Origin of the sequence: Pseudoalteromonas neustonica (genome assembly GCF_001653135.1) — a bacterium.
In the GTDB taxonomy this organism is placed as follows: domain Bacteria; phylum Pseudomonadota; class Gammaproteobacteria; order Enterobacterales; family Alteromonadaceae; genus Pseudoalteromonas; species Pseudoalteromonas neustonica.
On sequence record NZ_BDDS01000021.1, the window covers coordinates 14590 to 39102 of the forward strand.

Consider the following 24513-nt stretch of genomic DNA (forward strand, 5'->3'; position numbering starts at 1 on the left):
AATACCACCATACTTCTATTGTAGTCAGTCGATTTTTCGCAAAATAATTGATAGCACTTGAGGTGAAAGTGAAGATAAACAACGGATTGGTTCAAATGTTAATGCTTGTGGTGGTACTAATCTTTAGTATTTTTGCACCTAATAGCCATAGCGTGCCTGTGCAACGTTTATTGGATGTGCAAAATACACTTGCTATTAATAACCTAGTACATGAGGACTTTTTCAGTGATGTGAGAGGTTTATATATTCAGAAAAACCTTGCTATACGCTCCCCTATTTTTAAGAGCCAAGTGATTAATAATCCACAATTGACTTATCTTACGTCAAACCAAAATCCGGCTTTAGAACCCGTAATAAATAATACGCTTTATAAAACGGTACAAAATAAGCCCGCTCTTCTTGGCGCCATAGTCACTATTTTGCTTTTGAACTTTGCTATTGTTGCTAGTTTGAATTTTTTACTCTATCGATTTAAATTCTTTTACCTTTTGGGTTATATCGGCTGTGCTGTACTCGCTTGTTTAGTAAGTGCGGGCTTTCAAAACCCAAATTTAGGGGATCAAACGTACACTGTATTCTCTTTGCTCTCATTGGCGTGTATGTGCCTTTATCTTGCTCATATTAGTTGTGAACAGCAGCTATTAAAGGCATATAAACAGAAACTTCACCCTACTTTAATAAGTATTAGCTGTGTGGCTATTATTTATAACTTGTTAGGTTATATAAATAGTCATTATGTGATGGCGGTTTGTTTTGCTGTAATTACAGGGCTACTTGTTCATTTGTTTTATAAATGGTGGCAGTTAAAAAAAATACATGGGGGCTTATCTCTTTTACTTTGGGGGGGCATATTTACACAAGCACTAGCATGGTCACTCACACTCATAATGCTAACACCTCAATTTTTAGCTAATGATGTTTTTGCAATTTTTAACTCCATTATTTTAGTGGGTATTATTTTGGTAAAAGATCGTTCCCGTGTTGTGAAATATAATGAGAGTTTGACTCATGATGAAGACACAGGTTTACCTAATAAACAGCTTTTACTCAGGCGTTTGGCTACCCAAGTTAAGCTTAAACAAGCGCACAGTTTAGTTTTATTTAGACCTGCTGCATTACTAAATAGCCGCGCTAATTTTGGTTATGGCCATGCAAACGAGCAAATTAAAGTTTTTATGCAAAAGTTAGCAGATCAACTTGCTGTGAATAATGCGCTTGGGATTGAATCAAAATTAAATGTGCGCCATTTTATTGCAAGGTTTGATGATGGTATTTTTGCTTTTATTATTCCGGGCTTACTTGAATTGAGTCAAATAGAGCAATTTGTGTGCGTTACCAATGGTGTATTTGCTGAAGGGGTTAATCATAACAATACACAATTAGTGGACCGCGTGGACTTTGGCGTTGCAAATTATCCATTGCATGCAAAAACGGGCAGTGAACTGATACAGCGAGGATTGCAGGCTTTGAGTGTAAAACCTTTACATGGTGAACGCTGGCATATGTATAGTGCCGAAAGCTCTACAATTTCACGGCATAAACGAGCGATTGCATCAGCATTGAGAGAAGCAATTGATGAAGATCAGCTTAGCTTATATTTTCAACCTCAGATTAACCTAAAAACAGGAGAAATCCATGGTGCAGAGGCACTTTTACGGTGGGAGCATCCTGTACTAGGGCATATATCGCCAGATCAATTTATTCCAATTAGTGAGTCAACGGGATTGATATCAGAACTGACTGAGTGGGTTGTCGCTGAAGCACTTAAATGCCAAAGACTTCTAATTGAGCTTTATCCTGAACATATAATGTCGGTTAATATTTCTGCTAAAGACTTACTAAATAAAGATTTACCAGTATTATTTATTACATTAATGAATGAGTATCAGCTTGACCCTGAAAATATCATGTTAGAACTGACCGAATCAGCCACATTAGATGAAGGCATGAACATAAAAACAGCCTTAAATGATTACAGATTAATTGGTTTAAAAATTGCTATTGATGACTTTGGCACTGGTTATTCTTCATTAGCCTATTTAAGTAAAATGGGCTTTGATGAAATTAAAATAGACAAGCAATTTGTTATGAACATTGAATACTCTAAAAATGATCAAACGATTTGTCGTGCCACATGTGATATTGCAAGATCACTCGATTCATATGTGGTTGCTGAAGGCATTGAAGATAAAGCAAGCTTAAATAAACTCCAAGAATATGGTTGTCATGTTGGGCAGGGTTACTATTTTTCGCGACCTATGGCTTTTACACAGTACTTAGCTTGGTTATCAAAAAGTAGAAGTGTTTCTAAGGATGTTGAAACAGTCGTTGCCCCAATTGAAAAAAATAACTGCTAAGTGGTTCAATACAGTCATTACACATTTTCTGATCGGGGTAAATAAGTGTTGAATTAGTTATGCCTGATACGAGAAAGTGATTAACGATGTTTTTTTGATGGCTAATACAAGCCTCGAAACATCGTGCTGCAAGCTCTTCAGGCATGCTCATATAGAATTGCTGGTGCTGCTTATCAAAAACCATGCATTGATGTACATATTGATTGGCATTTTTCCCCTGATTATCTAGAAACACCCCCTTATAAAATTCACTCAATATAAGGTTAATAGGGTGAGATTGATCGACACTGTGTTCAAGCCACAGTTTAGATGCAAAATGACGCGATGAGTGAAGTGGAAATAAGTGCTTAGTAATATGGTGATCAAAAGCATGAAACCATTCATGGGCAAGCGCGCCGCCGCCTGCATTTTTTGCTAAGGCTAAGGTGCGGGTATTACTATTATAATGTGCTTGGACATTTTGTTGCCCGCCATGGCCAAATGCAAAATTTAGGTTCCCTCTTAGGCCAATTGCAGTGGGTGGTATTTGTAAAATTTGTGCTAAATCTGCAAGGGCATCATAAATTAAATTGGCGCTCACTAATCGCTCTTCTTTGGTAACCCATTTACCAACCACCATGGTTTTAAATCCAAAGGTGTCACGAATTTCATTAAAGTCGACTTGATCCTCAAATCGGTAATCAGGGCCTTGACGAAAGAAACCCGCTTTTAATCGATTGGTATACGTCATATGGGTTGATAGCGAGCTTTAACATGTTCAGGCATAAACTGAGTTTGCTTTTTATTGAGTGATTCTAACATTGCGTACAGTGGCTGAGGATCTATGCTCTCAATAAGCGCTAAACTGTGTGCTACGGCTTCAAGCGTTGATAAACTGTCTAAGCGAGGTGCTTTACGAATCCTATAACGGTTTTTTGGTATTTCTTTAAAGCTTACTTTTTGAAAAGCGTTAAGAGAGGGGGTCATTTGCATAATTTTATATGCTTTTTTCCATGTTCCATCAAGCACGATAAGATGCGTGAGCGTTTTGCTAAATTGCGAGGTATTAGTTGTACTATCATCTAATAGCAACGCTGTTTTATCAGGGTATAGTAATGCTGTCGTTTGAATTGGTAGATCTAATATGCTCGTGAAGTCAGATTCACTTTCTCCGACTTTAATTTCACACTGTGTGAGGCTCAAAGAAAGTAGGCGAGCTGTATTTTTCGTCACTTTTATTTCACTAGGATGCTGTAAGATAATAACTTTTATGCTGTTTTTAAGTTGTGATATATCTTCACAAAGGCAGGTTGTTAGGCTAAATTTACAATGAGTACACAATAAACGAGACATAAAATAATCTATTTAGTAATTTGTTAGTTTGAAAACTCAGCAATTATACGCTTAATCACTTTTTTAAGTGGATTTTTTTCTCTATAAATATAAAGTAGAATTATTAACTAGTTACTTGTGATTAAAACACGAGTAAAAAAAGGATAAAAAAATGAACACGGTAATTATTGATGAAGGCGCGTTGGAAGGTATGGAGTCATTATTAGGCGAGCAGTTTGATGACACATTGATGTTTTGCTGCGCTGAATTTGAGCGCTTGGGAGGCGAGATTCTAGCCACAATCCATAGCGATGTCCCAACAGCGACTCGCCACGCCCATAGTTTAAAGTCTAACGCGGCACAGTTTGGTGCCAGTAGCTTATCTGATGTTGCACGCGATATTGAGCAAAGCTTAAATAATGGCGATTTATCTCAGGCAGTGGCGGCAACAGAACAGCTTGAAAGCCAAGTCGCAGGGGCTAAAGACAAGTTAACCCAATGGTTGCAAAGCCGTTAAAATAAAATGAATTTTTTTCAGTTTTATGATGCTAAATAGGCTGGTGTTTTGCCCCTTTACTAGGTTAGTCTAACCACTCACTAGTAGAGGTAAAAATGTCAGAAATTAAAAAGAGTCATAAATTACAAGGCGTTTGTTATGATATTCGTGGGCCGGTATTAGTTCAGGCGCGCAAAATGGAAGACGAAGGCCAAAAAGTTTTAAAATTGAATATTGGTAACCCTGCGGCATTCGGCTTTGATATGCCTGAAGATATGCACCGCGATATTATTCGTAACCTTTATTCAGCCCAAGGCTATTGTGACTCTAAAGGCCTTTACTCAGCCCGCGTGGCTATTTATCAGCACTATCAGCAACGTGGTTTGTTCAATTTAGATGTTGACAATATATACATTGGGAATGGGGTCAGTGAGTTAATTCAAATGACTACCCAAGCTTTACTCAATAATGATGATGAAGTGCTGATCCCTGCGCCTGATTACCCATTATGGACTGCGTCAGTTAAGTTAGCAGGTGGCAATCCAGTTCATTATTTATGTGATGAAGAGCAAGATTGGTTTCCTGATATTGCAGATATTCGCAGTAAAATCACATCAAAAACCAAAGCGTTGGTTTTAATAAATCCAAACAACCCAACAGGTGCTGTTTACGATGATGCACTATTACAGCAGTTGATTGATGTCGCTCGTGAACATAAGTTACTGTTGTTGAGTGATGAAATTTACGAGAAAATTTTATATGACGGCATTACGCATAGCTCAATTGGCGCATTGTGTGATGATGTACCAATTATTACGTTCAACGGCTTAGCAAAAACTTACCGAGCTGCAGGCTTACGCATGGGGTGGATGGTATTAAGTGGTCGCACCGATTTGATGGATGATCTTCGTAAAGGTCTAGATATTCTTGCATCAATGCGGTTATGCGCAAATGTACCAGCACAATATGCCATTCAGCAAGCTCTCGGTGGTGTCCAGTCTATTGATAGCCTAATTGATCCTGGTGGGCGCTTATACGAGCAAAGAGATATTGCATGGCGTGGCCTAAACGCTATTGAAGGTATTTCGTGTACTAAACCAAAAGGCGCACTGTATGCGTTTGCCAAAGTAGACACCGAGCGCTTTAATATCAAAAATGATGAAAAAATGATTTTAGATTTACTCAAAGCCGAGAAAATTTTATTAGTACACGGTAGGGCATTTAATTGGCCAAACCCAGATCACTTTAGATTAGTATTTTTACCTAATAAAGATGACTTAAGTGTGGCTATGGGGAAAATGCAGCGATTTTTTAATGGTTATCGCCAAGGCTAAATGCAAAGCCTATTAAAAAAGCGAGCTAATGGGCTCGCTTTTTGGTTTTATTAGTCACTTAGAAGGCTTTATCTACACGCACGGTGTTGTCTGATAGGTAAACTAAGCGAACATCGTCACCAGTGCTAAAGTGCATCTGATTATCTTTATCTTGAACCACCATAAATTGTTCACCGTTCTCAACACGGATCATTAACTCAACTAGGTGGTACTGCTGATAGTAGCTACTGCGTTGCTTATTATGCGCAATATTACCACCAATTACAGATCCTAAAATGGTTGCAGCTGTTCGACCGCTTCCGCCACCAAATTGGTTACCTATAACCCCCCCAAGCAATGCACCACCAAAGGTTTTCCAGCCGCTACTTTTGTCTTGTACTAACTCTTGTTGCGTGATGTTACGAACAGACTTTACTTCGCCAAATAACACTTGCTGTACAGGCACCGCTTTGTTTCGCTCATAGGCTGCAAAACTTGGGCTACTGGCAAGTAGTGTACAAATAAATGCTAAGGTTAGAGTTTTCATAACGCATCTCCCAGACTGTTTTCAAAACAAATAATTAAACAGCGATATTTATAGTGAGCAGATAGCTAATTATCAGTCGCTATAATGGCTAGTTAATAAGTTTTTGTTGATTTTTACCAACCAAATGTTGATTTTTCGCGTGTTTTACGAATTTCAGTTTCGTCAGCCCACTCTACTAAACCGCTTTTTAAATCCATCAAACGCATTGTAAATTTGTAATATACATCGGCTTTATCTTTATTCGATTTTACAATACTTGAAAGGTTACCGTACAGCATGTACTGAGCACCGACTTGTTGACCAAATGCGATGGCTGTAGATGGATTAACTAATGCGTCGTCATTTTGAAAATTAAGTTGCTCTCGAACAGCTTCTACACGGGTCATATCAACAAAGCGAAATTTACCGCTGCGGAGTAATTGTGTAGAGATTGAATCAGTAATTGATTCGCTATCAATATGCTCACTGGTTTTGTTTTTTATACGTTCAACAAAAACGATTGGGCGACTATTTGCCGTCATTGTGCCAACAACCGGTGAAGCAAGTAATGAGTCAGTCATTTGACTGGCTACTTTTTGCAGGTCGGTTGATCCAAAGTTAATATCGGTTGTTTCTACTGCTTGTGCATCGCCATAACTAACGACGGCTTTGTTTGCACAACCACTAAGCGCCAAGGCACTTAGGCCTATTAAGGCATAGCCAGAGAGTGCTTTTAAAGATGGCTTGTTAGGTGTGTTTACTGTGTTCATTATGTTTTCCTTTATTCTTTAAATTCTTGAGCTTGTGTCGATACTTCGCGCACAGCAAGTGAAAATGTAACCGCTTCTTGTGTAGGTGCAAGCCCGGGCAGTTGTATATTGGCAAAGCCAAATAAAGTAAGCGCCTGCCAAGGTGAATGATTTCCTTTAATAACAAACCCATCGCCATCAAACCAAGTAAATTGATACTGTAAGTATTGAGACTTTTTGTATTGGCTTGAAAGTGTAACAACCACATCAGTGAGTTGATTTGTTTGGCGTGTTTTTACGTCGCTAATAACTAATCGCTTACCAAGTTGTGGGTTATTTACTTTGAGTTGTTGCTGATATTGCGCAGATGCGTTCTCTACAGCAATTCCCGATGTAGTGGGTCTGCCAGCACATGCTGTAAGTAAAGACACCGCTAATAAAGGCACTAGATATTTCATGGCTGCTCCTAAAGTTGCACTACATGGTAATTAAAATAGTTATTAATAGAGGTTAGGTAAATTAAGGTTAACCCTTGCTTACTAACCGTGAAATTTATATTTTTATGACCACTTAATTGTAAACTGTGGTCTCCTGCATTTAGTTGTGTCCGCGCGACACTTATTTGGTTTGGTAATGTTAGCCAGCTTCGTGTGTCTGCTTGCTCTGACGCCAAATTGTAAAGGTTTGCTAATATATTCCCAACATCACCGCCACTGCGAGCAAGTTCAGCACGCACTTTTTCTTTGGCTATAAGCCTTAATACTTGTCTTGAAACTCGCGCTGGTGTTTGTTCTTCAAGGGTTTTGGCTGCCAATGCTTCAATTCTGACTAATGGACTCAATGCTAACTCCTGATCACTGACACTGATATTGCTGTAACTTGGAGTAAATGATTTATCTTTATATACAGGCATTGCTAAGCTATAAAAACGCGCATCCCCGCGTGATGTATAAATGGGCAGCCTGAGGACAAATTCATCCTTTTGTGCAACTAAACCTTGCTCCATGAGAATGACAACTTCGCCCCCATTAGTTCGACTATTTAATTGCCCGAAGCGCTGTGTATATTGCTCATAATCTTGTTCAAATCCTTGCTGTTTAGCTAGACGCATAACATCTTGCTGTAAATATGGATTATTAGGGTTAATCTCTAAGGCTTTTTTATAATCTATATACGCATCATCAAATTGCTTATTGGATTGATAAAGTAATCCAGACAAATAAAATGTGAAGGCATTTTGATAGCCATTTTTAGCATCCTTTATTAACGCATCCATACTTGGGTAATGTTGCTGTGCTTCTTTGGCAACGGCATCAAGTACATTGCCTTGTTCAGCGAGCGCGTCTATTTGTACTTTATTTGCTCGACGAACTTCAACTAACGCACCTTCAATATCTCGCTTGTATATGAAATTAAGAGCTTTATAACTATGCAGCATGCTCATTTCATAGGGAGCAGGTACATAACCTATCACCGAGTCATTCGTCAGTAATGCACTTGTTTGCTCAAGGCCTGCGCTAAATTGCAGCTTTGCAGCTTGACGCTTAGTTTCCATCTGCTGATAAATCGACTCATAATAATTTTGAGCTGTATCCTGTTCACTATTTAAATCACTTAATCGTGCGCTTTCTAATTGATTTAGTAGGTAATTGCTATGGTTTTTTCCATTACTAGGTAACAGTTTTTGTGCTTGCGCCATATTATTAGAGTTAACTGCGTGGCGCACAGGAGCCATTTGATGAGCGTAATGGCTAAAGAGATCATTAAAACCAATGCTACTGCATCCTCCTAAAATGAAACAAAAGCTAAATAAAATACTGCGCTGCACATGGCACTCCTTTTATTAATTCAATATAGATTAGCATAATCTTTTGATTGGTTAATGATAAACAATGTAAGAAATCGTAGTAACTATTTTACATTTACTGCACTAAGCTGAAATAGATCAGCGATGTGAGCGGTCTTGCTGTTTGAACAATTAAATAATCAGAGGAATAAAAAATGAAAAAATTTACTGGAGCAGCAATGGCCGTGATGGTTGCAGGTTTAGTTGGCTGTAATAGCACAGATGCAGACACCTCAGCAGCATCGGTTGCAAATATGAATTCAACAACAGACTTAGTGCATTGTTACGATGTAAATGTGTGTGGCGGTCACAATGACTGTAAAACGGCAGATAATGCCTGTTCTGGTCAAGCATCGTGCAAAGGCACTGGCTTTGTGGCAATGCCATCGAAAGCCTGTGGTGATGTTGGTGGTGCAATTAAAGATAAATGGGTTGGGACTGTTGCTCAAACGGATTTAGTGCATTGTAATGACGTCAATGTGTGTGGCGGTCATAATGACTGTAAAACAGCTGATAATGCGTGTGCAGGTCAAGCATCATGTAAAGGAACTGGCTTTGTTTCAATGCCCGCTAAATCATGTGGTGATATTGGTGGCTCTGTCGATTCATAAATGGGTTGTAATAATCTAGGTGGTATTACCGCCTAGATATGAAAGGATGTGTATGAAAGAGCAATTTTTAGGTTTTGGTTTGGGTTTGCGGGCACCCCATTTAGAACAAATAATTACAGAGAAACCAGCGGTAGATTGGTTTGAAGTTATTTCTGAAAACTATTTTGTAGCGGGTGGTAAGCCTTGGTATTACTTAAATAAAATTCGTGAAAATTACCCCGTAGTTATGCATGGTGTTTCGATGTCGATAGGCTCAACAAATGCGTTGAACATTGATTACTTGAAATCATTAAAAGAAACAATTGCCCGTGTTGAGCCACAGTGGGTATCTGACCATTTATGTTTTACCCAAGTGGGAGATATTAATAGCCATGACTTATTACCTATGCCCTATACACAAGAATCGCTTGAGCATTTAGCATCGCGGATCCATCAAGTACAAGCGTATTTAGGAACTGAGATGATTTTTGAAAATGTCTCAAGTTATCTTACTTATAAAGAATCTCAAATGACTGAGTGGGATTTTTTAGCAGCTTTACATCATAAAACAGGTTGCCGCTACTTAATGGATGTAAATAATGTTTATGTCAGTGCACGTAATCATCAATTTGATGCGATGACGTATTTAAATGCAATACCAAAAAAAGCGATTGCACAAATCCACTTAGCAGGACACCAAGATTTTGGTAGCCACATTATAGATACGCACGATGAAGATGTGTCACCGCCGGTGTGGGATTTATTTACTCGCTATGCTCAGCAGTTAGGGCCAGTTAGCACCATGATTGAGCGCGATGATAATATCGGCACATTAGAGGCGTTGATTAAAGAGTTGGATCAGGCTCGCGAATTAGTGCAGCCTTTTTGGCAAGGTATGGCTAAAAATGAGTGATTTAGCACAATTACAGCAACACTTTATGGCGTTACTTCAAGGGACGAGTGATAAGCTTGCAGATCATATAACCGAGCAAGGTGAATTAAATACCAATCAACGTTTATCTATTTATCAAAATGCTTATAAAATTCGTTTACGTGCAGTGATAGAGCAAGATCATGAACAGTTAGGACGTTATTTAGGAGATGACCTATTTGAACTAATGGTAGAGGGATACTTGCAAACTTTTCCATCTAAATTTACGTCATTAAGAAATTTTTGCGATCAATTACCGCAATTTTTAAGTACCACGGAGCCGTTTATACAGCATCCTATATTGGCTGAAATAGCGACTTTTGAACGAATGCTATTAACTGCATTTGATGCAATGGATGCTGCGCATTTACGTGTTGAAGCACTTGAAAGCATTGCACCTGAAAACTGGCCTAGTTTGCAGTTAGTATTACAGCCTAGTGTACAATTAGTGTGTTTTAATACCAATGCGGTTGAATCATGGCAGGCACTTAAAGAGCAACAGTCACCGCCTGAACCTCAGCATCAATCATCAAAATGTTGGGTTATAGCGCGGGATTTACAGCGCCGTACACAATATGTTTATGTTGATCAACAAGAGTTCCGTTTATTATCGCTGATAAAAAATCAGACACCTTTTGCGCAATTATGCCAATCCTGTTTAAATGAACTAGAGCCATCGCTGATCGCGGGTTTCTTAATTGAAAAAATTAACAGCTGGCTTGAAAGAGGTTGGTTAAAACAATTCTAAAGGGTAATTTTTGAAAGCAATACTTTACACACTGCTAGCTTTAATCGCTTTTGCTGCCAACTCATTGTTGTGCCGAATTGCACTTGCCAATGGGTATATAGATGCGTGGAATTTTACAGCGCTGCGCTTATTAAGTGGTGCGTTGTGTTTGGGAGTCATTCTTTTGTGGCAATCAAAATCATCCTTGCGTTTAGTAAACACTGAATACGCGCCAGATAATGGCAGTTGGCGCAGTAGCATTAGTTTAGTTGTGTATGCATTGTGTTTTTCGCTTGCTTATATTGAGTTAGATACAGGCAGTGGGGCGTTAATATTATTCAGTGCTGTCCAATTAACGATGATTGGGTGGGGGATCATAAATAAAGAGCGCTTAAGTGCGATTCAATGGGCAGCATTTATGTGTGCGTTGATGGGATTTATTTATCTCATGCTCCCTTCAGCAACAGTGCCTTCAGTTTTACCTGCTGTTCTTATGTGTACAAGTGGTATTGCATGGGGGGTTTACAGTATTAGAGGTAAAGCATGCAAGTCACCACTGCGAGCTACATCGTATAATTTTTTTAGAAGCGTGTTGATACTGCCCGTATTTTTTATTGTTGGTTTCGCTAGTGTGGCACAATTGAATTGGCAGGGAATTGCGCTTGCATGCGCGTCGGGGGCATTAGCATCTGGCATCGGGTACAGTATTTGGTATATTGCATTGCCACTTTTAAAAAGCACACAAGCTGCAGTTGTACAATTATGTGTGCCAGTGATTGCAGCTATTGCAGGGGCAATATTTTTAGATGAGGTATTATCAGCGCGTTTTATTATTGCCAGCGCCTTTATATTAGGCGCTGTGATGGTATTTTTACTTGCTAAGCAACCGCAGAGCTTACATTCAACACATAGCGCTGATAAAGCATTGGCAGATGAGTCAAAATAGCGTCTTTTCCTAGTAACTCACTGTTATTTATCACATCTCTTAGTGCGGTGATATTTAAATGTTGCATTAGCGTTGTCGAATGTTTTACATGGCTGATGTGCCAAGGCTCAGGCGCAACGCCGCCTAAATCAGATTGATATGGGCGGTAAAAACCATACAGAGCGAGGTTTTTATCAAGCCAACGAGTGAGCGCTGAAAAAGGCCCACCATCTTGATACTCGTGCGCTTCTAGTTGTAATCGGTAATCAGCGGGAACGGCTGCTTTATCAAAAATATCGAGATCAGTCCCGAAATGATGCCTACTTGTACCCGGTAGCGCAGAGTAAAGCATAATAGCGTGGCATTTTTCAATGTCGGTTAGACTCGTTAGATCAACGACTTGTTGCTGTTTATTTAATACTGGGCGCTGGCCACTAAATTTTGCATTCCAAATGTGTGCTTGGCGCTCAAAACTTCGAAAACTAGAGACTATCGCAAGCTCAAAGCCAGCTTGCGCAGCGGCTGCTTGTAGTTGGTTAAAATCGACAATAATCTCTTTATGCAGTTTATGAGCGTTATGTTCACTGAGTAACAACTCGCTTTGACCGCAAGCGCAATCGCTGAGCTGCTGAGATGAGAGTTGTTGATAAATCATGTTAATAATTGCTCTAAAATTTGCTCGTAAATATCGGCCAAGGCAATAAGATCGTCAGTGCTTACACACTCGTTTACTTTATGGATAGTGTCATTTCGAGGCCCAAGTTCAATCACTTTTGCGCCCGTTTGCGCTATAAAGCGCCCATCCGATGTACCACCAGTAGTCTCAAGAGCTGTATCTACACCAGTCACTGATTTAATCGCCGCAACTGTGGCATCAATTAGTGGGCCACCTTCAGTGATGAAAGGTTGGCCATTCACAATCCAATTTAACTCATAGTCAAAATCATATTCGTCAAGAATATCAATGACGCGTTGCTGTAATTGTTGATGGGTGACTTCAGTGCTAAAACGAAAATTAAACTGAATCTCTAATTCGCCAGGAATAACATTTCCAGCCCCAGTGCCGCCATTAATATTTGAAATTTGAAAACTAGTGGCAGGGAAAAACTCATTCCCAGTATCCCATACAGTTTGGCTTAACTGAGTAAGTACAGGAGCTGCAATATGGATAGGATTTAACGCCAGTTGCGGGTAGGCCACATGGCCTTGTATTCCTTTTACGGTTAAAAAGCCTGTAAGTGAACCTCGACGGCCATTTTTAACGACATCACCAAGTACATCACGTGATGAAGGTTCACCAACCAAGCACATGTCGATTTTTTCACCACGGGCTTCTAATGTGTCTATAACGCGGGTTGTGCCATTAATAAAAGGGCCTTCTTCATCAGAGGTAATCAAAAATGAAATAGAGCCTTTGTGATCTGGGTGTTTAGTTACAAATCGCTCTGTTGCAACAATCATGGCCGCTAATGAACCTTTCATATCGGCTGCACCACGCCCATGTAACATGCCCTCTGTTATCAGGCCTGAAAAGGGAGGGTGCTGCCAGTTTTTTTCCGGGCCCGTGGGGACAACATCAGTGTGACCAGCAAAGCAAAAATGCGGAGAGCGATCTCCTTTGCGCGCCCAAGTATTAAGGGTGTCTGTAAAAAACAGTGATTCAATATTAAAACCTAGCTTTGCCAGACGTTCATTCATCATCGCTTGGCAATTAGCGTCTTCAGGGGTGACTGAGCGCTTTTTTATAAGATCTTGAGCAAGTTTAATTACGGGGTCATTCATAATGCAAAAATCTCATCATATTGAGCCGCTTTATAGCCTAAGTGGTAGTTACTGTTATGGATAAGTACAGGGCGTTTGATCATAGCTGGCTGCTCAACTAAAATAGCCAAAGCGCTTTGCTTATCTAAATTTTCTTTTTGCTCATCAGATAATTGGCGATAAGTCGTGCCGCGCTTATTTACCAGATCTTGCCAATCAATATGTTGTGCAAATTCGCTCACCATTTCATGAGATATTCCGTCTTTACGGTAATCATGGAACTTAAAATCAATGTTGTGATCGGCTAAATGTTTTTTGGCTTTTTTGATGGTGTCGCAGTTGCTAATACCGTAAAGAGTGGTCATATAAATTACTTCTTAGTTATTGTTAATAAAGAGTCTACCCCAGCTGTGACATGAGATAAACCATAGTGTACAGCTCCCAACCTATTACCATTGAGTAAAATCATTGTCGCAAGTAGAGGCGTTTTGAGCTCGCGTAAGTCAAAATAAGCAAGCCGTTCACCTTTGATAATTTTACTGCCGCCTAATTGGGCAATATGGGTATGGGCAATATGGTGTTGATGTGTATCTAAATGCAGTGTTAGTAATACTTTTAAGCCATTATTTGCTTTCAAGATAAATTCACTGCCTGCATTTTTAACTTGCAATAACGTGCCGTTAAATGGTGCTAATATTTTGTGACTTGTAAGTTCAACAATGATGCCCCGCCCAAGAGTGCCGTAACTAAAAAAAGGCTCAGGATGCTCACTTAATGGGCGAACTTTACCACTGAAAGGGCTGCATATTGATATGCTGTTGGGATCTAATTGACGTTGTGGTAAATAGCTAATATCAGAGTATTTCATAGTGCTTAAAGGGATTCGTTGAGTACGTGGTAGCCATCTTTTTTTAGTGCTGCAATCGCGTTTTGTATACGCTGTCGTTTAACTAAAACATAATCGGTATCGTAGGTCGATAAAGCAAAAATTGAAATGCTCGCTTTGGCTAAAACACCTGAGATATCAGCCATGATCCCTGTTAATGAAAACCCAAGTGGACCTACGACCTCTAATGCTAACCAATCGTTTTCTGCATCAAGGCTCTCAATCTCAAATGTAGTGGGGCATACGATGGATAATTCGTCGACTGTTTTAGAGATAAAATACATTGATTCTTTAAATAGCGCAGCAGGAATATCACTATTAACATCAAGGCTATGAATCGTAAAGGCTGTACTATGAAGCTGCAATGTTTGCTTTGACATTTTTAAACCCTTTGGCAGTAAGTCACTTATTAATAGTATATACCCAAGCCACCTCAAGATGCGAGCGTCGTTGGAGTTAAAAGCGATAGAGGTAAGTGACAGACTGCGATTCCGAGGTATTCTAGGACTAAAATAACTCATTAACTGCGTTAAAATTAGTTACTGCAAAAAGTAAAGCACCTAATTAAGGTGCTTTACTGATGTCTCACTCGTTATTTTTAACTTGTGATGCTTGAATGGCAGTTAACGCAATTGTGTAAACAATGTCGTCAACCAACGCGCCTCTGCTTAAGTCGTTTACTGGTTTTCTCATACCTTGCAACATAGGGCCAATACTTATTAAGTCAGCGCTTCTTTGCACTGCTTTGTAGGTTGTGTTACCGGTATTTAAATCGGGGAATATAAATACCGTTGCTTTACCTGCGACAGGGCTGTTAGGGGCTTTTTTACGTGCAACGTTTTCCATAATAGCGGCGTCGTATTGTAATGGACCATCGATTATCAGATCGGGACGTTTTTGCTTTGCAAGTGCGGTGGCTTCACGCACTTTTTCAACATCTGCGCCTGTGCCTGATGTTCCGGTGCTATAACTTATCATGGCTACACGAGGTTCAATGCCAAAAGCCGCGGCGGAGTCAGCAGATTGAATCGCAATATCAGCGAGTTGTTCGGCCGTTGGATCAGGGTTAATTGCACAGTCACCATAAACAAGTACTTGATCAGGTAATAGCATAAAAAATACCGATGAGACCAATGATGATCCCGGTGCAGTCTTAATCAACTGAAGTGCAGGGCGAATAGTATTTGCTGTGGTATTGACCGCGCCAGATACAAGGCCATCAACTTTACCGCGCTCTAACATCATGGTGCCAAGTACAACGTTATCTTGTAGTTGTTCATGTGCTACAACTTCGGTGAGGCCTTTACTTTTTCTGAGTTCAACCATTGGCACGATATAATCATTGATCACACTATGAGGCTCAATAATTGTTACATTTTCGTTGAGTTCAACACCTTGTTGTATGGCAATGCGTTCGATTTCCTCGCGATCGCCAAGTAAAATTGTTTTTGCAATACCACGTTGACCACAAATAGCGGCAGCTTTGATAGTACGTGGCTCATTACCCTCTGGGAGCACCACGGTTTTAGCAAACTGTCGGGCTTTATCTGTCAGTAAATAGCGAAATGCTGGTGGAGACATTTTACGTGTTTTACCGACACTTTTAGCAAGGGTATCGAGCCAGTCAGAATCGATGTTGCTCGCATTATGATGCTTTACCTTATCGATTCGTTGTTCATCATCACATGGTACTTCCATATTAAAGTTATGTAGTAATAGAGATGTTCGCCAAGTATCGGCGTCAGTGATTAAAATAGGTAAGCCGGTTGCCATTGCTTGTTCGCACAAAGTCATAATACGAGGCTCAGGTCTAAATCCACCAGTGAGTAAAATAGCACCAATTTTAGTGCCGTTCATGGCTGATAAACACGCTGCAACTAATACGTCAGAGCGATCGCCGGGCGTAACTAATAACGCACCTGGCGTAAAGTGGTTGAGAATATTTGACACAGTACGCGCGCAAAAAGTGACACGGCGTAAACGTCGGTGCGCCATATCGCCTTCGTTGATTATTTCAGCTTTTAAATAAGCACATAAATCTTTTACACGAGGAGCGACTAACTCAAAGTCCCACGGTATAGAACCCAATAACATAAATGGGTGTTTTCTAAATATGGGCAGTGAGGCAAGTCTATTGAGTTCATTTTCAAGTTGTTCGGGGTTATGTGTATCCACTAAATCAGCGCGAGCTCGGCCTTCTTCGTCTAAAGGGGCGTTTACTTTATTAAAAATACAGCCCAGTACGCGGGCATGATCAACACCGCCATAGTTGCCTGCAGCAATTTCTAATCGGTCTTCAATTTGATCATTAGTATCGTTGCCTGGTGTAAGCACAAATACGATATCTGCACCTAAAGTTTGGGCAATCTCGCGATTTACTCGCCCTGCATAAGGTTGGCGGCGGGTGGGCACCATACCTTCAATAATAGCGACTTCATCGCTGTTTATCGCATTTTCAAAGCGCTCTACAATCTCTTCAAGTAAGTCATCACCTTTACCATCACCAATCATTTGCTCTGCATACGCAAGCGCAAATGGAGTAGGTGGTGTGATAGGCGAACCTTGAGTAACAATTTGGGTTGACTTTTCTGGGCCTGTTTCACCAGAACGGGGCTGTGCAATGGGTTTAAAAAAGTTAACTTTGACTGCCTTTTGCTCAAGAGCACGAACCAAACCAACAGAGACAGAGGTCAATCCAACGCCTGTTGAAATGGGCACTAACATAATTCGACGAGCCATAATTAGTGCTCCTGCGCAATGGTTGCAGCATCAAGGGCAATAACCCACTCTTCATTCGTAGGGATTACGACCGCTTTGACATTTGCTGCTGTAGAGCTAATAATCCCTTGCTTTGAAAAACGCGCTGCAAGGTTTGCTGTATTGTCACAGTCTAGGCCCAAAAATGAGAGCTGCGCGATTACTTTTGCGCGAATTATATCTGAGTTTTCACCAATGCCACCTGTAAAAATCAAAGCATCTAGGCGTTGTAATGGCACCATAAAAGCTGCAATTTGTTTTGCTAATCGATAACAAAACATGTCGAGTGCGAGAATTGCTTTTTCGTTACCTGCTACAGCAGCTTCTTCGATTGTTCGGCAATCGTTGGAGAGTTCACTAATACCCAGTAAGCCACTTTGCTTATTGAGTAAATCATCGATTTGCTGTGCGCTGTAATCAAGCTGTGTGGTTAAAAAGTTAAATAGGCCAGGGTCAATATCACCACTGCGAGTTCCCATCATTAAGCCTTCGAGTGGGGTAAGTCCCATACTCGTATCGACGCTTTTACCGTTTTTAATTGCGCACACCGAGCAACCATTACCTAAATGTGCACTAATAAAGTTACTATGTTCAATCGATTGATTTAATAATTTAGCTGTTTGTTCAGCAACATAAAAATGGCTTGTACCGTGAAAGCCATAACGCCTAACGCCATAATCTGTATAAAGTTTGTAGGGCAAGGCATACAGATAAGCTGTTTTTTCCATCGTTTGGTGAAAGGCAGTATCAAAAACGGCAATTTGTGGTAAGCCTTTAAATGATGCCTGAGCCGATGAAATACCTAATAAATTTGCGTGGCCATGTAAAGGCGCAAGCGTTGCCGCTTGGGTAATGCCCTTTATTACATCATCATCAATTAAAACTGATTGGGTAAAATGTTCCCCACCATGAACAACACGATGACCTACAGCAATTAAGTGATCAGCTAAATGATGATCGTTGATCAGCGCAACCAGCGTATCAATTGCGGCGCCGTGAGCTTGGTTTGCCTCAAGTTCAATTTGTTTTTTTACACCTTGATATTTGTACTTAATTAAGGGGGTTGAAGATCCTAAACGCTCGGCAAGACCTGAAATAATTTCTTCAGAGGTTAAAGCATCTAAAATTGCGAATTTTAAACTTGAACTGCCACAGTTAAGAACAAGAACATGGCGAGGTAGAGCTGGTTGAGAAGGCATAACAAGATCCCATTTTTGACAATATCAGTAAGTGAGCATTAAGAGTAAGAATGTAAATTAAAGCAAAGTAGTAATCGGCCGATATATTGCTATGCTTAAGTAAATACTGGCTTGCATTAAAAACGGTTTGTTTAGCTGGTTAAAAAGTAAGTTATTTTCGCTAAAGGCTATTTTTAATGCTAAGTAAATATAAAGTCTAATTGACTTAATGCATGAATATTTTACCTCATTTATTGTTTTAACGTTAGTGATAAGCATGATCAAAAACAAGTTTTAAGGTAAAAAGGTGGAATGGATTTTACACAGGAATGTTACCGCGAGTGTGGTACACTCAAACAGTAAATATTTTTTGATAAACCAGCGATACCTAGGAGCCATGATGCAAAAGAGTGTGATGTCACAAGTTCAAACTGGTCGTGAATATGCAAAAAAATGGCCTCTTCGCAGAGAGCTGGCGCCGCTATTTATCGAATTTAGAGTAATAAAAGCTACCGATCTTGCGATTACGGTAATGCCAATTATCGCTATGCTTACGTTGTTTATGCAGTTGAATTATTTAGGCAGTGATTTTTTGCCTCAAGCAATTGCAATGGCATTATTTTTTCTGTCTTTACCTTTTCAAGGCCTGCTATGGCTAGGAAAACGGGCTCAAACTCAACTTGAACCCGCGATGATGCATTGGTATAAAGAACTACATGGGAAAATGGTAGCAAATGGCTACCAAGGCCAGGTCAATAGCAAAAATCCAAAATACGCTGATTTGGCGCGTTTGCTCAACGATATGTTTGAAAAAATGGATCGTGCCTTTACGAAAGAGAATCTGTAAGGCGCTTAAATTGGCTTACATAAAACGATAAGGTGACAATTTGCTCGCCTTGTTGTTCTAGCTCAAGCCAATGCTCTGGTCTAAATTTCCATGCGAAAGGCGTCATTGTAATTAGATTTTTCACATCTTTAAACGGCAAAGCAATTTGTTGATCTAGTAAACGTTGCTCGACGAGTTCAAACCCTTCAGGTATGTCAATTGGCGTATGTGCATTTACTTCACGGTAAATCTTGTTTTTTAATTCTTTTAAGTGCCAAGGACCTGGACTTGCAACAATAAGTGCTGCTCCTGGTTTTGCTAAACGCGCTAATTCAGTATCAAATAAAGGCGCAAAAATACTGACTAGCACATCAGCCGAATCATCAGCGAAGGGCGCTTGGCTAATTGATGCAACGCTAAAATTACAGTGTTTATAACGTTTGGCCGCGTATTTGATGGCTGATTTTGAAATATCTACACCATACACTTCAATATTACAGGCGTTAGCAATTGCTTGGGTATAAAAACCCTCTCCGCAGCCTAAATCTATGACTGTTTTTGGAACAAGGGTATGGACGTGGTCTGCAATAGTTGATTGTAAAAACTGATAATGCTGCGTGTTTAAAAAATCGCGTCTTGCTTGCACCATATCTAGGTTATCGCCAGGTTGCTTTGAGTTTTTTTGTTGAACGGGTAGTAGGTTTACATAACCTTCTTTGGCGAAATCAAAACTATGGTTGTTAGTGCATTTAAGCGTGTTTGCGTTCAACTCAAGGGCGTGTTGGCACAGCGGGCATTGATAATTGAGACTCATGAGTCTAAATAATCCTTATCATAAAAAGTTTTTACCCACTGGGGGCGATAGGTGATCAGTAACGTAATAGCCATGCCATTTAGCATCGCTTCAGGAAACCAAATTATGGCACATAAATACAGGTAGTTTTCAGTTAATTCAAACCAGTTATAGCTGAGCGTGAAATAGTAAAAAAGACTAATAGAGAGTATTTTTAAGCACGCGATAATTGCTGCACAGATAAACGCACAGACAAATACGTAGACGAAAAAATGCCGAGGTAGAAGGCTATAACATAGAATAAAAAAAGCATAGCTCAATAATATTGGTAAATAGGCACTGAGTAATAAATGTATGGGTAATTGAGTAACAGTGATTTGCTTAAAAGCCACTAATAGCAAAGTAGCAAGCGAAGCACTCAGTATAGCTTGGCGCCAGCCCAAGATAAGCGTGATAGCAGTGACACCGAGTATATGTAATTCAAGGCCCGGTAATATGCCTGCTTTAATACGCCACAGCAATGCCATTACGACTGTACAAGCAAATAAACCAGTTTGACGCGCAGGTGTTGTCATCAATGCGGTATATTGCGTTTTATTGACGCTGAGTAAAAAAAGGCAGCCAACAATAAACCACGCAATAGATTGCAATTCGAGGCTTATTATTGGCATTATTTTTAGTTCAGTCATTTAGTTATTTGCTAGCTAAACGTTGACCAAATAGGTGCGTGATCTGAGGGCTTTTCAATGCCTCGTAATTCGTAATCAATACCAGCATCGATACAGCGCGCAGCTAAATCCGAGGTTGCTAAAACAACATCAATTCTCAATCCTCGGTTATCATCAAACCCTTTTGAACGGTAATCAAACCATGAATATTGCTCAACAGTGTCAGGATGAAGTTCACGGAACGTGTCTTTGAAGCCCCAATCAAGTAACGTTGCAAGCCATTGACGCTCTTCTGGCTGGAAGGAACATTTGCCTGTTTTTAGCCAACGTTTACGATTTGGCTCGCCAATACCAATATCTAACTCGGTTGGAGAAATATTGATATCACCCATAACAATGACGTCTTCATCACTGTTGTGGTTTGTATCAAGGTGGGTCATTAAGTCTTGATAAAATTGGCGTTTGTACGGAAATTTAGTTTCATGTGCAATGTTGTCGCCTTGTGGAAAGTAGCCATTCATAACGGTTAAGTCACGGCCATTTTCTTGGCTAACGGTGACGCTAATCATCCGTTTTTGCGATTCATCAGTGTCAGTTGCAAACCCTTTAAATACAGATTTAGGCTCTGCTTTACACAACATAGCAACCCCGTAATGGGCTTTTTGACCATGAAAATAAACGTGGTAACCCATTTTTTGCACATCTTCTAACGGAAAGGCTTCATCATGAACTTTAATTTCCTGCAAACCAATAATGTCAGGTTGATGTTTATCAATAATTGCTTGTAATTGGTGTAGGCGAGCGCGCAGCCCGTTAATGTTAAATGAAATAACTTTCATAAGATGGCCCTAAATAATTATCTTCTTTTAGATGAGGGCTAAATTCTATCATCAAATAGCGGATGGCACATGCGGTTATTAATAAAAATGAACTGCTGTTTTGTTGAACAAATGATGATCAAGCATTAAGCGTTGTTAATGCCATATTAAATAAAAAATTAAATATATAATCCAGTTGATTTGTATGTTTGTGTATATATAATGCGCGCAAACCACCCGTTCATTATTTATTCATTTTAAAGGTACATCATGAAAAAACAACTTTTAGCATTGTTCGTAGCAACTGTTTCTTTCTCACATTCAGTCAGCGCGGCGCAGTATGTTTCAGCGGATCATAAAATTGAGTCTAAGTTATGCTCTATTAGTGCTAATGAAGGTTTTTCTGCAGCCAGAAAAGTGGCAGCGCAACATGGTGTAAACCTATCTCGTTTTTCAAAAAGCATTTTGTGCAATGGTGACGATATTCGTAACATTGCAAAAAAAATCAATGATAATGCTCAACAAGCGAGAGTGATCGAGGTGTTTGCTAAAAATACACAGCAAGAAACTCAGTTATGCATTACAGCTTTAAAGCAAGGACTTGCACCCGTTAAAGAAAAAATTGGTAACTTAAATTCACTAAAATGTAATGGTGAAGTAGTAACAGATTTTGTGAAGCGTTATCAAAACGCCGCAATTTAAGTATTTGCAATGCATGCAATTTTTACATGCTTGTATGAAATGGTTGCAGTGAGGCAGGTTGGTGAATGACCTGCATTTCATTAATTTATTGATTTTTAAGGTTTTTAAAGTTGGCATTTAACTTGTTTGTATTTGATTGAAATTAATCAATTACAAGGAAATTTCTTATGAAAAAGTTAACTTTAGCATCTACTATTTTAGCTGCTCTGAGCTTATCAGCATGTTCGACATCTTCAATGCCAAAAATCGACAGTAATTTTGGTAGTTTAGATAATGACGATGATGGCTACATCTCAAAAGTAGAGGCTGATGATGACAATATTTGGGAACATTTCTCAAACATTGATACAAATATGGACGAGCAGATCAGCCGTAAAGAATTTAATAGTTATATGCAACTCAATACCGGTAAAGTTGCCAGCGATACAGAGGTTGCTGACTCTGCTTTTAAAGCCGACATTGCCAAATTTGATCCGATTGAAAACGATTTTAGTTCTTTAGATAATGACCGTAATGGTTTTATCTCTATCAGTGAAGCAAACGATGATGACATAGCAAACCACTTCGGTTATATGGATACAAACCAAGACAAACGTATAAGTCAGCAAGAGTTTATAGGTTATATTCAAACTTATGGTAGCGATGTTGCTGAAGATGAAGCACTTGAAATGATCAAAAATAGTTAATTTATTTACGCTTATTAAATCATACCAATGCCAATAGCTTCGTTATTGGCATTTTTTATGTATTTTTAACGATTGTTTTTCCTAGTTTCAGTTAGATCTGTCATAATAATGCGTTACATAAGCTTATTAGATAAAGGGTAGGTATGGCGGGTCGGCGAATTAGTGATGAGCAACTTGTTGAGATCATTGAAGCGGCGATATTTGTTGCTGGAAAACCCCTCACTAAACGGCATATAAAAGACACGGTGTTAATTGATTTAAATATTTCAATGGCACGGATCACTCACGCTGTAGAACAAATACAGCTGCATTATCAAACACGCGGAATTCGTTTGGTAGAAGTTGGGAGTGGTTTTCGATTTCAAGCGTGTGCGAGTCTAGGTCCGTGGTTAAGTAACCTGTGGCAAGAGCGTGCACCAAAATACTCTCGAGCATTATTAGAAACCCTTTCACTTATTGCATATCGACAACCGATCACTCGGGGCGAGATTGAGCAAGTACGAGGTGTGACTGTTGGCTCGGGAATTATTAAAAATCTGCTCGAGCGTGAGTGGATTAAAGTCGTTGGGCATAAAGAAGTACCGGGGCGGCCCGCTTTATATGCAACAACTAAACAATTTTTAGATTATTTTTCGTTAGCGGGTTTAGATAGCTTACCTCCGTTGCCTAAGCAGCAACAAAGCAAAATCGACCAGCTATTGAGTGATCCTTCTGTGAGAGAACTATCCGAATGAGTATACAAGGTGAAAAGTTACAAAAAGTATTGGCAAGAGCAGGTGTTGGCTCTCGTCGTGAAATGGAAAAATACATTGATGCAAATCGCGTGAGTGTAAATGGCAAAGTGGCAAAGTTAGGCGATCGCGTAGAAGAAACCGATTTGATCCGTGTTGACGGCCACACTGTTAAAATTGAAGAAAAAGCAGAACGAATTTGCCGTGTTATTATGTATAACAAGCCTGAGGGCGAATTGTGTACACGTAAAGATCCAGAAGGACGCAGAACAGTATTTGATCGTCTCCCACGTGTTGATGGCGAACGTTGGATTGCTGTGGGCCGCTTAGATATAAACACGGCGGGTTTAATGTTATTCACCAACGACGGTGAATTAGCGAATCGCCTAATGCACCCAAGTTATGAAGTTGAGCGTGAATATTCGGCACGTGTATTTGGTGAGGTAACAGCTGAAACAGTAAAAAACCTAACCAGAGGTGTTGAACTTGAAGATGGTATGGCTAAATTCCTTAATATAAAACCGCTGGGCGGTGAAGGTATTAACCGTTGGTTTAATGTTACGTTAACTGAAGGGCGTAACCGTGAAGTGCGTCGTTTATGGCAATCACAAGATGTCGAAGTATCTCGTCTTATTCGTATTCGTTACGGCAAGCTAGAGCTCGATAAACGCTTACCACAAGGTGGTTGGGCTGAATTAGATTTAGAAACAGTCAATTACTTACGTAAAACGGTAAAACTGGGCCGTGAAACGCAGACTAAATTGTCAGTTATGCCAGAAAAGCGTAAAGATAAGCGCGCCAAAATCAACCAAATTCGTAAAGCGGTTAAAAAACATAATAATCGTGTTAAGCAGACAAAACGTCGCTAATTGTTTTGTTAGCATTAAAAAAGCCGCTTAAATAGCGGCTTTTTCGATCGGGACTATTGTCCGAAGT

28 protein-coding genes are annotated in these 24513 nt (G+C 39.7%); 12 read left to right on the plus strand and 16 right to left on the minus strand.

Annotation, left to right across the window (positions count from 1 at the left end):
* The first annotated feature begins 95 nt into the window (after positions 1–95).
* The gene (locus A7967_RS18925) at positions 96–2357 is read left to right on the plus strand and encodes a putative bifunctional diguanylate cyclase/phosphodiesterase (protein WP_054206503.1); all 2262 of its coding nucleotides are present in this window, start codon (positions 96–98) and stop codon (positions 2355–2357) included.
* Here the strand turns inward: A7967_RS18925 and A7967_RS18930 are convergent.
* A complete protein-coding gene (locus A7967_RS18930) occupies positions 2308–3087 on the minus strand; it encodes a CLCA_X family protein (protein ID WP_054206504.1) in 780 nt (259 codons plus the stop codon). The two genes, A7967_RS18925 and A7967_RS18930, sit on opposite strands and share 50 nt — an antisense overlap.
* Positions 3084–3689 (minus strand): tRNA-uridine aminocarboxypropyltransferase, encoded by a 606-nt coding sequence (locus tag A7967_RS18935; protein ID WP_054206505.1) that lies wholly within the window; start codon positions 3687–3689, stop codon positions 3084–3086. Before A7967_RS18935 ends, A7967_RS18930 begins: the two co-directional genes overlap by 4 nt.
* A 151-nt stretch (positions 3690–3840) precedes the next feature.
* Between A7967_RS18935 and A7967_RS18940 the strand changes: the two genes are divergently transcribed.
* Both A7967_RS18940 and A7967_RS18945 read left to right on the plus strand, forming a co-directional pair.
* Positions 3841–4185 carry an Hpt domain-containing protein gene (locus A7967_RS18940; RefSeq protein WP_054206506.1) on the plus strand — a complete coding sequence of 115 codons (345 nt, stop codon included), beginning with the start codon at positions 3841–3843 and terminating at the stop codon, positions 4183–4185.
* Between the two features lie 95 nt (positions 4186–4280).
* Positions 4281–5498 (plus strand): pyridoxal phosphate-dependent aminotransferase, encoded by a 1218-nt coding sequence (locus tag A7967_RS18945; protein ID WP_054206507.1) that lies wholly within the window; start codon positions 4281–4283, stop codon positions 5496–5498.
* A 58-nt stretch (positions 5499–5556) separates the two neighbouring features.
* Here A7967_RS18945 and A7967_RS18950 read toward each other — a convergent pair whose 3' ends face one another.
* From A7967_RS18950 to A7967_RS18965, 4 genes are all read right to left on the minus strand, one after another.
* Positions 5557–6024: an outer membrane lipoprotein gene (locus A7967_RS18950; protein WP_054206508.1), complete on the minus strand. Its 468-nt coding sequence runs from the start codon at positions 6022–6024 to the stop codon at positions 5557–5559.
* A gap of 113 nt (positions 6025–6137) precedes the next feature.
* Positions 6138–6773, minus strand: a complete 636-nt coding sequence (lpoB, locus tag A7967_RS18955) for a penicillin-binding protein activator LpoB (protein WP_054455652.1) — start codon at positions 6771–6773, stop codon at positions 6138–6140.
* Positions 6774–6784: 11 nt separating this feature from the next.
* Positions 6785–7210 (minus strand): YcfL family putative periplasmic lipoprotein, encoded by a 426-nt coding sequence (locus tag A7967_RS18960; RefSeq protein WP_054455654.1) that lies wholly within the window; start codon positions 7208–7210, stop codon positions 6785–6787.
* An 8-nt stretch (positions 7211–7218) separates the two neighbouring features.
* Positions 7219–8580, minus strand: coding sequence for a COG3014 family protein (locus A7967_RS18965; RefSeq protein WP_064435976.1), 1362 nt, complete (start codon positions 8578–8580; stop codon positions 7219–7221).
* 173 nt (positions 8581–8753) lie between these two features.
* On the opposite strand from A7967_RS18965, the gene bufA2 reads away from it, so the two are divergent.
* From bufA2 to A7967_RS18985, 4 genes are read left to right on the plus strand one after another with little or no spacing between them, the layout of a single operon-like run.
* Positions 8754–9209 carry a BufA2 family periplasmic bufferin-type metallophore gene (gene bufA2, locus A7967_RS18970; protein WP_064435977.1) on the plus strand — a complete coding sequence of 152 codons (456 nt, stop codon included), beginning with the start codon at positions 8754–8756 and terminating at the stop codon, positions 9207–9209.
* A 52-nt stretch (positions 9210–9261) separates the two neighbouring features.
* The gene (gene bufB / locus A7967_RS18975; protein ID WP_054206513.1) at positions 9262–10101 is read left to right on the plus strand and encodes an MNIO family bufferin maturase; all 840 of its coding nucleotides are present in this window, start codon (positions 9262–9264) and stop codon (positions 10099–10101) included.
* Positions 10094–10867, plus strand: a complete 774-nt coding sequence (locus tag A7967_RS18980) for an HvfC/BufC N-terminal domain-containing protein (RefSeq protein ID WP_064435978.1) — start codon at positions 10094–10096, stop codon at positions 10865–10867. Before bufB ends, A7967_RS18980 begins: the two co-directional genes overlap by 8 nt.
* A gap of 10 nt (positions 10868–10877) precedes the next feature.
* Positions 10878–11792 (plus strand): DMT family transporter, encoded by a 915-nt coding sequence (locus A7967_RS18985; RefSeq protein WP_054206515.1) that lies wholly within the window; start codon positions 10878–10880, stop codon positions 11790–11792.
* Here the strand turns inward: A7967_RS18985 and A7967_RS18990 are convergent.
* The 7 genes from A7967_RS18990 to A7967_RS19020 all read right to left on the minus strand — a co-directional run bounded on the left by A7967_RS18990 (position 11725) and on the right by A7967_RS19020 (position 18374).
* Complete coding sequence (locus A7967_RS18990; protein WP_054206516.1) at positions 11725–12426, minus strand: M15 family metallopeptidase; 702 nt, start codon at positions 12424–12426, stop codon at positions 11725–11727. The genes A7967_RS18985 and A7967_RS18990 overlap by 68 nt on opposite strands.
* Positions 12423–13553: a succinyl-diaminopimelate desuccinylase gene (dapE, locus tag A7967_RS18995; RefSeq protein ID WP_054206517.1), complete on the minus strand. Its 1131-nt coding sequence runs from the start codon at positions 13551–13553 to the stop codon at positions 12423–12425. The genes A7967_RS18990 and dapE overlap by 4 nt, the downstream gene beginning before the upstream one ends.
* Positions 13550–13897: an ArsC family reductase gene (locus A7967_RS19000; protein ID WP_054206518.1), complete on the minus strand. Its 348-nt coding sequence runs from the start codon at positions 13895–13897 to the stop codon at positions 13550–13552. The genes dapE and A7967_RS19000 overlap by 4 nt, the downstream gene beginning before the upstream one ends.
* A gap of 5 nt (positions 13898–13902) precedes the next feature.
* Positions 13903–14400 carry a PTS sugar transporter subunit IIA gene (locus tag A7967_RS19005; RefSeq protein ID WP_054206519.1) on the minus strand — a complete coding sequence of 166 codons (498 nt, stop codon included), beginning with the start codon at positions 14398–14400 and terminating at the stop codon, positions 13903–13905.
* Between the two features lie 5 nt (positions 14401–14405).
* Complete coding sequence (locus A7967_RS19010) at positions 14406–14798, minus strand: ACT domain-containing protein (protein WP_054206520.1); 393 nt, start codon at positions 14796–14798, stop codon at positions 14406–14408.
* Between the two features lie 205 nt (positions 14799–15003).
* On the minus strand, positions 15004–17157 hold the full coding sequence (gene pta / locus A7967_RS19015; protein ID WP_054206521.1) for a phosphate acetyltransferase: 2154 nt from the start codon (positions 17155–17157) through the stop codon (positions 15004–15006).
* A 2-nt stretch (positions 17158–17159) separates the two neighbouring features.
* Positions 17160–18374, minus strand: coding sequence for an acetate kinase (locus A7967_RS19020; protein ID WP_054206522.1), 1215 nt, complete (start codon positions 18372–18374; stop codon positions 17160–17162).
* A gap of 379 nt (positions 18375–18753) precedes the next feature.
* Here A7967_RS19020 and yfbV point away from each other — a divergent pair, with 379 nt between their 5' ends.
* Entirely contained in the window at positions 18754–19200 is a 447-nt protein-coding gene (yfbV, locus tag A7967_RS19025; protein WP_054206523.1) for a terminus macrodomain insulation protein YfbV, read from the plus strand.
* Here yfbV and rlmA read toward each other — a convergent pair.
* Genes rlmA through xthA form a run of 3 tightly spaced genes read right to left on the minus strand, consistent with a single transcriptional unit; the run spans position 19181 to position 21479 of the window.
* Positions 19181–19993 carry a 23S rRNA (guanine(745)-N(1))-methyltransferase gene (gene rlmA / locus A7967_RS19030; protein WP_054206524.1) on the minus strand — a complete coding sequence of 271 codons (813 nt, stop codon included), beginning with the start codon at positions 19991–19993 and terminating at the stop codon, positions 19181–19183. The genes yfbV and rlmA overlap by 20 nt on opposite strands.
* Positions 19990–20637, minus strand: coding sequence for an energy-coupling factor ABC transporter permease (locus A7967_RS19035; RefSeq protein WP_064435982.1), 648 nt, complete (start codon positions 20635–20637; stop codon positions 19990–19992). The genes rlmA and A7967_RS19035 overlap by 4 nt, the downstream gene beginning before the upstream one ends.
* 35 nt (positions 20638–20672) lie before the next feature.
* Positions 20673–21479, minus strand: a complete 807-nt coding sequence (gene xthA / locus A7967_RS19040) for an exodeoxyribonuclease III (RefSeq protein ID WP_054206525.1) — start codon at positions 21477–21479, stop codon at positions 20673–20675.
* A gap of 249 nt (positions 21480–21728) precedes the next feature.
* Here xthA and A7967_RS19045 point away from each other — a divergent pair, with 249 nt between their 5' ends.
* The 4 genes from A7967_RS19045 (at position 21729) to rluB (ending at position 24446) form a co-directional block, all read left to right on the plus strand.
* Positions 21729–22160: a hypothetical protein gene (locus A7967_RS19045; protein WP_054206526.1), complete on the plus strand. Its 432-nt coding sequence runs from the start codon at positions 21729–21731 to the stop codon at positions 22158–22160.
* Positions 22161–22327: 167 nt separating this feature from the next.
* Entirely contained in the window at positions 22328–22846 is a 519-nt protein-coding gene (locus A7967_RS19050) for an EF-hand domain-containing protein (protein WP_054206527.1), read from the plus strand.
* 143 nt (positions 22847–22989) lie between these two features.
* Positions 22990–23580, plus strand: coding sequence for an SMC-Scp complex subunit ScpB (gene scpB / locus A7967_RS19055; RefSeq protein ID WP_054206528.1), 591 nt, complete (start codon positions 22990–22992; stop codon positions 23578–23580).
* A complete protein-coding gene (gene rluB, locus A7967_RS19060; protein ID WP_054206529.1) occupies positions 23577–24446 on the plus strand; it encodes a 23S rRNA pseudouridine(2605) synthase RluB in 870 nt (289 codons plus the stop codon). The genes scpB and rluB overlap by 4 nt, the downstream gene beginning before the upstream one ends.
* The last annotated feature ends 67 nt before the right edge of the window (positions 24447–24513 follow it).